Raw genomic sequence first — 12,770 nt, forward strand, 5'->3', positions numbered from 1 at the left:
GAACGATTATGATTTTAGATTCAAAAATACCACAAGGCCCATTAGAACATAAATGGGAAAATTATAAAAAGAAAGCAAGACTCGTAAACCCTGCCAACCGTAAAAAGCTGGATGTGATTGTGGTAGGAACAGGATTAGCAGGAAGCTCAATCGCAGCTTCTTTGGGAGAAATGGGATATAATGTGAAGTCATTCTGTTTCCAGGACAGCCCGAGAAGAGCGCACTCTGTGGCAGCACAGGGAGGTGTGAATGCCGCCAAAAACTATAAAAACGATGGTGACAGTGTCTACAGAATGTTTGTAGATACCTTAAAAGGAGGAGACTTCAGAGCCCGTGAAGCCAATGTCTACAGAATGGCAGAGTGTTCTCTGAACCTCATCGATCAGGCTGTAGCACAAGGTGTACCTTTCGGGAGGGAATATGGTGGATATCTGAACAACCGATCCTTCGGAGGAGTTCAGGTAAGCCGTACTTTCTATGCGAGAGGACAGACGGGACAGCAGCTTCTTCTTGGTGCCTATCAGGCTTTAATGCGACAGGTCGGAAAAGGTTCTGTACAATTATTTTCAAGACATGAAATGCTGGATCTGGTTACTGTTGATGGGAAAGCCAGAGGAATTATCGTAAGGAATTTAGATACGGGAGATATTGAAAGACATGCAGCACACGCTGTAATATTGGCAACGGGAGGTTACGGAAAAATCTATTATCTGTCTACCCTTGCGATGGGATGTAACGGTTCTGCAATCTGGAGAGCCCATAAAAAAGGTGCTTTAATGGCTTCCCCAAGCTGGATTCAGGTACACCCTACTTCCCTTCCACAGTCCGGAGATTATCAGTCAAAACTGACCTTAATGTCTGAATCATTGCGTAATGACGGAAGAATCTGGGTTCCTTTAAAAGAAGGGGAAACAAGACAACCCAATGACATTCCGGAAAATGAAAGGGATTATTATCTTGAAAGAAGATATCCTGCTTTCGGAAACCTTGCCCCAAGGGATATTTCTTCACGTGCCGCCAAGGAAAGAATTGATGCAGGTTTCGGAATCGGACCTTTAAAAAATGCAGTATATCTTGATTTTTCCAAAGCAATACAGGAACAGGGAAAAGATAAGATTAAAGAAAAATATGGAAACTTATTCGATATGTATCTTAAAATAACAGGATATGATGCGTATAAAGAACCTATGATGATCTCTCCTTCTGCCCACTTTTCAATGGGTGGACTTTGGGTAGATTACGAGTTGATGACTACTGTTCCGGGATTGTTTGCGTTGGGTGAAGCTAATTTTGCCGATCACGGAGCCAACAGATTAGGAGCCAACTCTCTTTTACAGGCGTCTGTAGACGGATATTTCATCGCCCCTTACACCATTGCCAATTATCTGGCGGATGAAATTCACACCGGAAAAATTTCGCCGGATACTCCTGAATTTGAACAAGCTGAAAAAGCTGTTAAAGATCAGATCAACAATTTCATCAATATTAAAGGAACCAAAACTGTTGATTATTTCCACAAAACATTAGGAAAGCTCCTCTATGATTATTGCGGACTGGCAAGAAATGAAGAAGGGTTGAAATATGCCATTCAGGAAATCCGAAAACTGAAACAGGAATTCTACAAAGACGTAAGAGTTTCCGGACAGGGAGATAAAATGAATACAGAACTGGAAAAAGCAGGCCGCGTAGCTGATTATTTTGAAATCGGAGAACTGATGTGCTACGATGCCTTAACCCGTAATGAATCCTGTGGAGCTCACTTCAGAGAAGAATTCCAGACTCAGGATGGAGAAGCCATGAGAAATGATGCGGAATACCAATTTATTTCTGCCTGGGCATGGAAAGGTGAAAACGGAGAACCTGAACTGATAAAGGAACCTCTGATCTTTGAAGAGATTCAGCCAACGGTAAGAAGTTACAAATAAAATGCAAAAATTATGGATTTACATCTTAAGATATGGAGACAGAAAGACAGAAAAAGTGAAGGAAAGCTTGTGAGCTATGACCTGAAAGGATTAAATTCCCATATGTCTTTCTTAGAAATGCTGGATACCCTGAATGAAAAACTGATCATTGAAGGGGATGAGCCTGTAGAATTTGATCATGACTGCCGTGAAGGGATCTGCGGACAATGCGGGATGATGATTAACGGTATTGCCCATGGTCCTTTGAAAAATACAACCACCTGCCAACTTCACTTAAGGTCCTTTAAAGATGGAGAAACGATTCTGATAGAGCCATTCCGGGCCGGAGCATTTCCGGTGAAAAAAGATTTAAAGGTAGACCGCTCCGCTTTTGACAGAATTATATCTTCAGGAGGTTTTGTATCAGTCAATACAGGCCAGGCACCTGATGCTACGGCTATTCCGGTGACTCACCAGACGGCTGAAGAGGCTTTTGATTCTGCAGCTTGTATCGGATGTGGAGCTTGTGTTGCCACCTGTAAAAACGGAAGTGCAGCTTTGTTTACCTCTGCAAAAATTACTCACATGGCGCTTCTTCCTCAGGGAAAAGAAGAACGAAGCAAAAGAGTGCTGGATATGGTGGCCCAAATGGATACGGAATTATTCGGGCACTGCTCCAATACAGAAGCCTGTGAAGTGGAATGCCCACAAGGAATTTCTGTGCTGAATATCGCCAGAATGAATTTTGAGTATAACAGAGCTTTATTTTTCAGGAAGAAGAATTAACCTGAGAAAATAAAGATGATACATGTAAAAGGACGAATTTGAAGATTCAAATTCGTCCTTTTTATTTTTGTTAGAGATAATTTTTGCTCTCTATGCATCCATCATCGCTACCACTCTTACCGGAGCTGCAGAACCACCCACAATTTTAAGTGGAAACACACAGATTTTAAATCCAGATGGAGGCAATGCACTTAGATTTGTAAGCTGTTCGATATGCAGATATTCTTTTTCAATTCCTACACGGTGCCCTTCCCAGAAGAATTCGGGATCATTAAGTTCTTTAGCTTTCTGAGCCATATATTTCAGTGGAAGATCCCAGCCCCATTGGTCGATTCCCATTACTTTCACGCCCTGGTCAATCAGCCATTCTGTAGCTTCTTTACTCATTCCCGTTCCTTTTTCTACGAAATCCGGAGTGCCCATCATTTTATCACGATCGGTTCTGATCAGAACGATATTTCCTTCCTGTATGGTAATTCCGTTTTTATCAAGATCTTTTTTCAGATCATCAATGGTAATGGCAACAAAATCTTCTTTATGAGTACAGTCGATCACAATTCCGTCTCCATAGCACCACTCCAGCGGAATCTGATCTATCGTTTTAGCAGGTTTCCCCTCTACAACAGGTCCATAATGCCATGGCGCATCAATATGAGTGGTGGCATGAAGTCCCATATTTTTAATCGTATCATCTGCCCAGCCTGTCCAGTTTTTAGGAAAAAGCCTTGACGGAAGCCTCAACGCCAAACGAATCAACCAATGTGATTTTCTATGGGCTTTATGTTTGATTTTCACCCTCATGAACCATGGGTCTCCTGCATTATACTGAATCGGTTTTGTTAAATCGACAAGTGTTGTTTTCATATGATTTAGGTAAGGAGGCAAAGATAGGGAATAACGTAAAAAGACGAATAGATATTAGCAAACGAAAAAAAGATTAGCTAATGACTAATCTTTTTCTAATTCTAATGGATTTTCGTATTTTTTATTTTCTTCTCGTTCTTTTTGTCTTTGCCTTATTATTTCTTGACCTTGTATAATGGTTGTTCCGTAACTTGCAAGTACACCAGTAACATTAGTTTGAATATTTCTTTGCGCCTGTTTCAACTTCGCTTGTGTAGTTTCTGTAGCTCCAATATATCGACTTTTCTTAATATTAACTAATTTACCTTTCAATTTAGAAGTAGGCACGGACTTTACAAGTTCAAAGTCATAATCACCTCTATCATCTGTTATTTTAATAATTAGTCCTGGTAGTCCATTAAATTTCATCGGACCATAAAGCAAATGAATTTCAGTAGAATACCATGCAATCCAGTGTCGTCCTTTAAAAGTAACTTCTGCCTTCTTACAAATAATTGTATTGATTACTTTGGTTTCATCCATAAGCTTCCAATTCTTTATTACAGGTTCTTTATACATAAGTAATGACGTGAAAGCAGAATCAAAATACTCTATATCTTCATTTGATTGTATAATTGTAAAGTTGAAATTTGTTTTGGGAATAACTGCCTCTTCCTTGTAACTAAGAGTAATGCTTCCATCATAATTTTTTGTCGTAACCCTTGAATTTTCCATTACCGAATCTCCCTTCAATGATATAGTACTTGCAAAAAATGCACGTTTAATTCCCACTCGTAAGGTGAATAGTTCTTCATATCGATTATCGCTTCGTTTATCGAACTTAGCTCTTAATCGATACGTGAACTCACCTCTCAAGCTATCCTCTCTGTATGATTGGGCATAATATAGGACACTGTATAATACTATTAAAAGTTGAAATATTTTTTTATGGTAATTCATAAGAGGTATGATTAATCTATAAATACACTTATAACAGGATAATTCCTACTATAAATGCTCAATTTGTTTTATGCCAAATGTTGAGCATCCGACCCCGAATAAACAGGAGTTTTACAGTAATTTTTTTCAATTTCATCTACCCAAGCATTTGCTTGTTCAGCGGTCCAATCTTGAGTAGTTGTTGCTGTAAAACCACATTTGGTAATTGCAATCCAAACCTCACCAGCTTTTACAATTTTAAGATCTTCACGAGTCAATTTTTTAAATTTTTTCATAAATATGTTTTTTAATTAGTTCTTAAATATATAGAACTAACTCAAACCTATAGAATGTTTTTTATTATGTTAATCATTTGATTATATGGTGAAAACATATTTTTCAATTAAATTTTTTTGGATAAAATTGATTTTATTTAATCACATTACTTAACCAAAAAACCATTGATGAAAAAACTGCTTTTTGTTATTTTTTAATATGTTAAATAATTAATTTCAAACAGAGATTTTTATATGAAAAGTTTAATTATTTTGATGCATCATTATCCTTTTGCTTTGTTATCTTTTCCTTAAACTCCTTTAGGAATCATTATCTTCTTTGGATCGTTTTCGTCATAAATGATCTCAATAGTTCCTTGCTTAGGAATAGAAGAAAGCTTTAAAAGACTGACAACTTTCTTATAAACAGCAATATGTTCAGTCCCTCTGAAATCTTTAAAACTTACCTGAAACATGATTTGTGGCTGATCGTTCACTGTAAGGCCTGTCTGGCTTACACTGATAATATGAGCTTCAGCATTTCTTCCTGAAAAGAGGATGCGCTCTTCTTTTTTATTTTTAAAAAACTTACTGAAAATAAGCTGAAAAACCAAGACATAAATAATGGTCATTACCCCGCTGAAAATAATCGGGTGCATAAATGTCATAAATCTCCAGCCGAAATCAAAAGATTCTCTCCAATAGAAATAAGAGTATAAGCCAATAACATAAGCAATTAATAATACAAGAAATACGATTCGTAAAATCATTCCTGATGCATTGAATCCTACTTTCTGATCACTTAGAATAAAGTAAGGCTCCCGTGATACGTTGGGATTGAGTAAAACTTTGATTTTATTTCCTACATCAAATCTTTTCTCCTGCGGTCTGGAATCATGAAACATCATTTCATGTTCTATCACCGTATTGCTGAGATTGGGAAATGAAAGCCCGACCTGAATGAGATTCATGTTTTTCTTAGGAATGTATTTCAGAAGTTTATAATCAATAATTTTAGCTTCTCTTGGAATTCCGTTCCGCAAAATGGACTGAATGGTATTCTTCTCTTTAAAAGTTGTAATGAAAAGCTTATTGATAAAGAAAATAATCACATATCCCCATACTAACAAAGAAAAACCGAGAAATCCATAGCTTACCGCTACTGAATTTCTCGGTTCTGTTGCCAGCTCCTCCGTCATCATGTAAATGAAAATTGGAAAAGGAACACAGAAAAAAAAGAGAAAAGCGCCCCAAAAAATGATCATCAATTTCATAACTGTTATTTTGTAATCAGGAATAAAGTTATGATATTATAATGGAATGGGAGACTTCTTTTTATACCTCTTTTTCGAAATAAAGTCTGTAATATTTTCCTTTGTCATCCTCACCCATCTCGATTTTTTGTCGGTCTCCGTGGATGTAGATGTGGAAGTTTTTGTCTAGTTTAATAATGCTTTTAAAGTGTCTCTGCGTCTTTTTTACCGCTGCTTCACTGATCGGGAATTCTTCAGCAATATTCACCTGCATGTCCTGTTCGTAATCTGTTTTAAAGTTTACAAAACTTTCAATCACATGTTCGTCGCCCAATACTTCACTGGCAAATTCATCCAGCTTAAATTCTTCTTTTTCTTTGAAGAAATTGATAGACTTATTCAGGAAATCTGCCTGATCTGCTTTGGAAACTTCAAATTCCTGAGGAAGCTGTTTTGTGATATAGTCTTTATACACCATCAAAGCTTCCTGCGTGTGGAAATATTCATCATCACGCTGTTTTACTTTCAGGAAATCTTCGAACCAGTAATACATATCTCCGTTTTTGTTGTTGTCAACCACAGAAAGTACATATCCTGTTTCTTTATTATTGTTGTAGATCAAAGCCGCTTTATCAATTTTAGATAACCCGATTCCCTGATCTTTTTCAATATCAAATGTTTCTTCAGCAGGGTTAATTTTCAGGAAAGATTCTCTCTTTTCTGTTTTAAAAATCCCGATTTTATCCACTTTATCCGGACGGTCGCTTTCATCCTCAAAAAGAACAATGAAAAGTTCCCCACTCTGAACTCTTGGATTTTCTGCCGCTTCGAAAAGATGTTTTGCAATATTCTCAGATTCCCAGATGAATTTTGCTTTGTCATCAAAAATTTCTGATACAGCACTGTACACCGGATTATTCACCAGATAAGTGTCACTGTAAAAATGGAAGGTTTCTTCCGATTTAAAAGAACCTAAAAAGTAGTCTTCAAGCATTTCTGCCATTCCTTCTTCCAGCTTCAATTCTTCCTGGGAAAGTGTCAGCGAATCTCCGTTGATCTTATTTCCGACTCTGTGTACTATTATTTTTGAAAACATTTTCTGAATATTTGGACTGCAAAGATATTCATTCTTATCCTTACTGCGAAACTTAAAAAATGTCATTTTATACTCCTCTCTTTTGACTATCCTCTGTCATTCTGAATGAAATGAAATGTAGTGAAGAATCTCATAGAATTGAATTTCAATAAGATTCTTCCTTCGTCAGAATGACAAAACTAAATTATTTGATCTTTGAAGAAAGGGAATTCTCAGCCGCTCATTTGTGATGGGAGGTAACATAAGGTTTTGTCTTTCATTTCCAAATTGATAAAAACCTTATCATTTTGACAGGCTTTTTTGATTTAAAAATTCAACTACAAAATCACAACAGACTATATATCAACATCTTAATTAAATCCCATTTTCAACGGAATATCATTGGCATCATGATTTGAAAACATAGAAAAATGGACTTAAAAACATTAAACAGAATTGACAAGCTCAGAAGATTAAAAAGCAGAGGACCAGTGACTCCAAAGTGGGTTAAGCCTTATCATATGCTTTTTATCGCTTTTTTAACCATTTTCATCTTTGGTGCTATCATCAAAATGCTTGAACACAATCACCTTTAAAATATAATACGATGAACTATTTACAAGCCGTAAAGGAAATCACCGATGTGGTTCCCGACTTTGAAAAAGAAGTAAAAGAAATTAAAATTCAAAACTCATACAGCATTATCCGGACATTTACAGAACGTATTAAAAATATGATCCGCCAGAATGACAGAAATCTGCTGTTCAGAAGTTTACAAAAAATGGACAAAATTTATACTGACGGAGATACAGTATTAAAGAATGCTATTGAGACTACTTTTATCTATTCTCTGGACAATTGTACCGCTTTCTGCAGTGAGGAATACAGAAAAGTGATTTTTAGTCACATTTCTGCCAACCTTCAGAAGGTATATTCGAGACAAATTTACAGTCACGGCATTTAACGGTTTTATTACATTTTTTATCCGTTTCATTACAAAGTGTTTAAATTAAACAAAATTTAAAATAACTCACAATCAATAGATTATGAAAAACAAGATCAGAAGAATTTCAGACTGGAAAACCTGGACAACAACGACTAACAGACACAATGCAGAGATATTACTTACTCACATTGCAGTGATCGTAGGAGTATTTATTTTTGCAGCCTGTCTTTAAATTTTGGTATACATTTCGCTGCAATACAAAGTGTTTGAAAAATTCTTAATTATGATGAAAGTACAAATGCAAACTATTAATCAAAAAATAGCTGTTGAATACTTAAAATTTTTCTATCCGCCACTTCGCAATGAGATCACACAGTTGTCTGTACAGGACAATTTCGCTGGGGTTATGCAGGCTACCGTGAATTATCTGAAGAACCTGTTGCAGGAATCTAAGATCAATATCATTGCCCATCATATCAAGCTGATGGACTGGATCTACAGAAACGGGAATTCATATGTAAGAACCATGATTGAAAACCTTTTTGTAAGATCTTTCGAAAGTTTTAAAAAACATGCCAAAATCCAGCATTGGAAACTTCTTTACCAATATATGCCTGTAAGCTTCCAGATCATTTATAATGAGCAGCAGAAGCAGGATCAGATGTATTTTGGGAAATAAATTAAGTCAAAAGGCGAAAAGGTAAATACACGTTTACCTTTTCACCTTTTATTTTTACCTTTGCTCAATTATAACTTCTACTCTATTTCGTTTCACTAGTAGAGGTGAAACTTTTTTTTATAAAATATACCATGAAATACTCTTTTTATGCCCTGATAATGACATTGTCACTCATCTCGTGTGAAAACAATGATAATATAATTGATGATCCGAGACCTGTTGATAAAAATGTTTACCAGTTTCAATTTAAAAGCTATGCTGTAATAAATACAGTGTTGTATCAGGGGGCAAAAGGAGAAAAATCTACTCCGGATGAATCTTATCTCAACAAGTATTGGAGTCTGTACCAGGAACCTGCCTGGGAAAAAATAACCCTTGATCTTAAAAACAAGACCATCAAGTTAGTATCAGAAACCTCAACTACAGATTTTACTTACAGTTTTACCATCTCGAATGACTCTGTAATGGTCAAAGAAAATAACAATAGTAAGCCCACTTACATTGGTGATTTCCATAAAGACAACTCTTCATTCACTTTAAAAAGAACGTACAGATACGTTAAAAAAGTTCCCCGAGATGACAATGACGCCCTATTGATTACCAAAAGTGCTCATTTTGGAGCCACCCAATACGAAAATATTTTTGTCAATATATTTTCCACTCCTTCTGAAATGATCAAAACAGGAGATCAGGTTTTATGGACCAATATCGAATATTCTTATAAAGAATTCTAGTTACATTCTCATTTCTTACTTATTAAACTAAAAAACTTCCTGTCTTATTCAGATCCGGGAAGTCTTCATTGATAAACCTTCTATAATAATATATGTCAAAGATCGTTTAGTGAAAAACCATACCATGAAAATAAAATTTTCACTACTCTTTCTGTTTTCACTACACTTAATGAATGCCCAGATTGCTGGCCAGCTAAAACAACTCATCGACCCTATCGATAAAGAATATTTTGACTTAACGATTAAAGAGGATTATGATACAGACAAGCATTCCAAATTATCCCAAATGTATAACGAGATTGATAAAGCAGCAACCAACGATGAACTGTTTTATTTGGCAGTTACCGGAAGTACTTTCATAAGAATCAATGCAATATCCTCTCTTACAGATAGAAATGACAAAAGGATTGTAGATTTATATCGTTATTATTCTAAGTTCACCTTGATGTATTATCAGAAAATGGGATGCGTGGTTACAGCTCAGGATATGGCATTAAGCAATATACGGGGAAAGATTATGAATAAAATTAAATATTATGAACTGTATAAGCATATGAAAACGCAAAAAAATTGCGAATTCCTTTTTTCCAATGAAGAGATTGAATACTATGAAAAATTCAATGTGGGTGATTTTAAATCGTATGTAAAAGCATTTGATGAAATCGACAAAAAATTTATTCCAGAAAGAATAGAAACCAATGATTCTATCAAAGAAGTATGGAAGGATAACAAACTTCAGGTACCTTCATTATAAAAATAAATCCCAGGTAATATTCCCGGGATTTTATTTTTTATTTCTTTACAAAGACTTTCTCTATAATCTGTGACTCTTCATTACTTAGTTTTGAGGCTTTTCCAAGCTTGGCAATAAAAGTATTTACCTCTTCCGGTGTGGCTGGCGATCCCAGATTTTCGCCTTTAGCATCAAAAGAATCTGCCAATACTTCTCCTTTTGGATTCAGAATCACCCAGAAAGGAAGTCCTGCATTTTCGCCTTTATATTTATTCATCAGCTTCTGTCCGCCAGGGTTTTCAAGGCTTTTCTTATCCCCTCTTTCCTGAACGTCTACATATGCCGTGACAAATCTTTTATCAAAAATAGGTTTGGTTTCAGGAAGATCCATATTTTTTTCCATGGTCTTGCACCACTTGCACCATGAAGCATGGAACATCAGTAAAACATTTTTCTTACCTGCTTTAGCTTCTGTGAAAGCCTTATTTAAGACAACATCTGCTTTTTCCTGTGCTGCTCCCAACTGGAACAGTAACAGGGTTACAACGATAATAATTTTAGAGTATTTCATTCTGAATTTTTATTTAAAACTTACACGAATTTAAGTATTTAATCGTTCAGTTATTTTATTTAACTTTAATTATTTTATAAATAATGAGATATAAATATTTTTACTGTTTTCTATTCACGTTTAGTCTTACAATATCTAATGCTCAGATCTCTGAAACAGTAAAAAAACTGGCACAGCCTTTAGACAATGTCTCATATGCAGAGTCTCCTAATATTGGAGTTGGAGGTGAAAAAAGCAAAATTTATAGTCAATTTAAAAAAGTTGCCAAAATAGCCAGTAATGATGAACTCTATTATTTTACAATGAATGGTAGCAATTCTTTAAGGGTTTATGCTGCTCAGGAACTATTTAAAAGAAATGATAAAAGATTTTTAGATATCTATACATTTTATTCCGCCAATCCTTTGATTATGAAATATACTCAAGGCTGTGTTGGAAAAAATAAAAATATTTCAGAATTTTTAAAAGATGAAGTATACTCTACTCAGTATTATATTTCGCTGCGGGATCAGTTATTAAAAAATAAAGATAAGCAAGATGAAATATCAAAAATACAATTAAACCAAATCAAAGAACTGGGTTATGGGAAACTTACGGAAGAAAATATCAATGCAGTTAAAAAGCAGTTAGAAAAAATTGATAATAAAAAATCAAACTAAAATTTATCTGTTCAATATAATCGGCAAAACCAAAAGTATAAAAAATATTACTATACCCGCCGAATTTTCATTAGATATAGTTTTATTTTAAAGAGTATTTAAAGAAGCTCTAAACAAGACTTAAAATCTTTTTAATATCCTTACGGTTTTCCACATTTGGTGATTAGAAAAATAATTTTATATTTAAATTGTTAAATATTTAAAAAAATATAATTATGAAAAAAGTATTATTACTTTCAGCATTTATGGTTGCTGGACTTGTTTGTGCTAAAGAAAGTACTTCTAACAAATTAGAGTCAAAAAAGGAAAAATAGCAAATTGCAGCCTTTACAAGGTACTTGGTGACTATCAAAACTATTTGTGGAACTACTTATCAAACAGTTTTTGATTCTGAATTTGATTCAAGTGATTGCCTGTACAACGAATGGGAAATGTATAACAATCAAGATTGTGGACATTCAAGTTATGAAAATCCAATGACGTAATGAAAAAAATAATAGGCTGTCTTTTAACAGCCTATTTAATTATAATATTTTGAGTACCTATGAAACCACTTTTTAGAATTTTTTTGTTATTTCTTTGTTTTAACTATGTGAGAGGTCAAGAAAAAAAAGGTTATTCGGAAATCGAAGTAAAGTATAAATATACTTTTGTACAAGATACTTTGGATAAATTATCTACAATTAATGAGCCTATGGTATTACTCACTAATGGCAAAAAATCTATATATTATAGTGAAAATTATAAGGCTGCAGTGGATGGTTTTGGGAAAAAACTGGAAGATGCAATGAAGACCGGAAATATTGTTGATCCCGGCTCTCTTCCGAAATCTAAGGTAAAGCATAATGTATATAAGGATGAAAACAAAACCTATATATCAAATTATTTAGGGAGAAATTATTACACCTATGAGAGTCCTGATAAACTTGACTGGCAAATTGATAATAAAAGCACTTCTACTATTGGCGGCTATAAATGTAATAAAGCAGTTGTAAGTGTAGGAGAAAAAAAGTTTATAGCTTGGTTTACTTATGATATTCCAATAAGTGATGGTCCATACAAATTTAGGGGACTTCCTGGATTAATATTAAAGATCAATGAGGTGAATAATTATATAGGTTTTGAACTTATATCAATAAATAAAACGAGTTTACCCATTGAGCAAAAAAAAGGGTTAATAGTATCCAAAGATCAATTTATAACAAAGAGAAAAGAATATATGAATGACCCGTATCAAGGTAAAATTAATAACCCTGAGTATAGAAAAATGATTGAGGACAATAAAAGGAAATATAACAATTCTTTAGAATAAAAAAATAAAACACCTGTAAATTCAGGTATTTTATTTTTTACTCATTATTTCTATACATCAT

At 34.4% G+C, this 12,770-nt stretch carries 16 protein-coding genes; 10 read left to right on the plus strand and 6 right to left on the minus strand.

What is annotated here, in order from left to right; all coding sequences use genetic code 11:
* The first annotated feature begins 8 nt into the window (after positions 1-8).
* Positions 9-1,925: a fumarate reductase/succinate dehydrogenase flavoprotein subunit gene (locus RAH34_RS01540; RefSeq protein ID WP_306594929.1), complete on the plus strand. Its 1,917-nt coding sequence runs from the start codon at positions 9-11 to the stop codon at positions 1,923-1,925.
* Between the two features lie 12 nt (positions 1,926-1,937).
* Positions 1,938-2,690: a succinate dehydrogenase/fumarate reductase iron-sulfur subunit gene (locus RAH34_RS01545; protein ID WP_114822598.1), complete on the plus strand. Its 753-nt coding sequence runs from the start codon at positions 1,938-1,940 to the stop codon at positions 2,688-2,690.
* A gap of 90 nt (positions 2,691-2,780) precedes the next feature.
* On the opposite strand, the gene RAH34_RS01550 is transcribed toward RAH34_RS01545, so the two are convergent.
* The 5 genes from RAH34_RS01550 to RAH34_RS01570 all read right to left on the minus strand — a co-directional run bounded on the left by RAH34_RS01550 (position 2,781) and on the right by RAH34_RS01570 (position 7,096).
* Positions 2,781-3,554: a cyclase family protein gene (locus RAH34_RS01550; RefSeq protein WP_306594930.1), complete on the minus strand. Its 774-nt coding sequence runs from the start codon at positions 3,552-3,554 to the stop codon at positions 2,781-2,783.
* An 84-nt stretch (positions 3,555-3,638) separates the two neighbouring features.
* Positions 3,639-4,493 carry a GLPGLI family protein gene (locus RAH34_RS01555; RefSeq protein WP_306594931.1) on the minus strand — a complete coding sequence of 285 codons (855 nt, stop codon included), beginning with the start codon at positions 4,491-4,493 and terminating at the stop codon, positions 3,639-3,641.
* Between the two features lie 68 nt (positions 4,494-4,561).
* Positions 4,562-4,768: a hypothetical protein gene (locus RAH34_RS01560; protein ID WP_306594932.1), complete on the minus strand. Its 207-nt coding sequence runs from the start codon at positions 4,766-4,768 to the stop codon at positions 4,562-4,564.
* A gap of 290 nt (positions 4,769-5,058) precedes the next feature.
* Positions 5,059-5,949 (minus strand): hypothetical protein, encoded by an 891-nt coding sequence (locus tag RAH34_RS01565; protein ID WP_306594933.1) that lies wholly within the window; start codon positions 5,947-5,949, stop codon positions 5,059-5,061.
* Positions 5,950-6,082: 133 nt separating this feature from the next.
* Positions 6,083-7,096: a nucleoid-associated protein gene (locus RAH34_RS01570; RefSeq protein ID WP_079242853.1), complete on the minus strand. Its 1,014-nt coding sequence runs from the start codon at positions 7,094-7,096 to the stop codon at positions 6,083-6,085.
* Between the two features lie 410 nt (positions 7,097-7,506).
* Here RAH34_RS01570 and RAH34_RS01575 point away from each other — a divergent pair, with 410 nt between their 5' ends.
* The 6 genes from RAH34_RS01575 (at position 7,507) to RAH34_RS01600 (ending at position 10,188) form a co-directional block, all read left to right on the plus strand.
* On the plus strand, positions 7,507-7,671 hold the full coding sequence (locus RAH34_RS01575) for a hypothetical protein (protein ID WP_306594934.1): 165 nt from the start codon (positions 7,507-7,509) through the stop codon (positions 7,669-7,671).
* 11 nt (positions 7,672-7,682) lie between these two features.
* On the plus strand, positions 7,683-8,039 hold the full coding sequence (locus RAH34_RS01580) for a hypothetical protein (protein ID WP_105681162.1): 357 nt from the start codon (positions 7,683-7,685) through the stop codon (positions 8,037-8,039).
* An 82-nt stretch (positions 8,040-8,121) separates the two neighbouring features.
* On the plus strand, positions 8,122-8,253 hold the full coding sequence (locus RAH34_RS01585; RefSeq protein ID WP_306594935.1) for a hypothetical protein: 132 nt from the start codon (positions 8,122-8,124) through the stop codon (positions 8,251-8,253).
* A 51-nt stretch (positions 8,254-8,304) separates the two neighbouring features.
* A complete protein-coding gene (locus RAH34_RS01590; RefSeq protein ID WP_047434374.1) occupies positions 8,305-8,700 on the plus strand; it encodes a hypothetical protein in 396 nt (131 codons plus the stop codon).
* Between the two features lie 131 nt (positions 8,701-8,831).
* Positions 8,832-9,434 (plus strand): hypothetical protein, encoded by a 603-nt coding sequence (locus RAH34_RS01595; protein ID WP_306594936.1) that lies wholly within the window; start codon positions 8,832-8,834, stop codon positions 9,432-9,434.
* 124 nt (positions 9,435-9,558) lie between these two features.
* Complete coding sequence (locus RAH34_RS01600) at positions 9,559-10,188, plus strand: hypothetical protein (RefSeq protein ID WP_306594937.1); 630 nt, start codon at positions 9,559-9,561, stop codon at positions 10,186-10,188.
* Positions 10,189-10,225: 37 nt separating this feature from the next.
* Here RAH34_RS01600 and RAH34_RS01605 read toward each other — a convergent pair whose 3' ends face one another.
* Positions 10,226-10,738 carry a thioredoxin family protein gene (locus tag RAH34_RS01605; RefSeq protein ID WP_114822604.1) on the minus strand — a complete coding sequence of 171 codons (513 nt, stop codon included), beginning with the start codon at positions 10,736-10,738 and terminating at the stop codon, positions 10,226-10,228.
* Positions 10,739-10,821: 83 nt separating this feature from the next.
* Here RAH34_RS01605 and RAH34_RS01610 point away from each other — a divergent pair, with 83 nt between their 5' ends.
* Together RAH34_RS01610 and RAH34_RS01615 are read left to right on the plus strand one after the other, a co-directional pair.
* Positions 10,822-11,397: a hypothetical protein gene (locus RAH34_RS01610; RefSeq protein WP_306594938.1), complete on the plus strand. Its 576-nt coding sequence runs from the start codon at positions 10,822-10,824 to the stop codon at positions 11,395-11,397.
* 544 nt (positions 11,398-11,941) lie between these two features.
* Entirely contained in the window at positions 11,942-12,709 is a 768-nt protein-coding gene (locus RAH34_RS01615; protein ID WP_306594939.1) for a GLPGLI family protein, read from the plus strand.
* The last annotated feature ends 61 nt before the right edge of the window (positions 12,710-12,770 follow it).

Origin of the sequence: Chryseobacterium sp. WLY505, from assembly GCF_030846215.1 — a bacterium.
GTDB lineage: Bacteria > Bacteroidota > Bacteroidia > Flavobacteriales > Weeksellaceae > Chryseobacterium.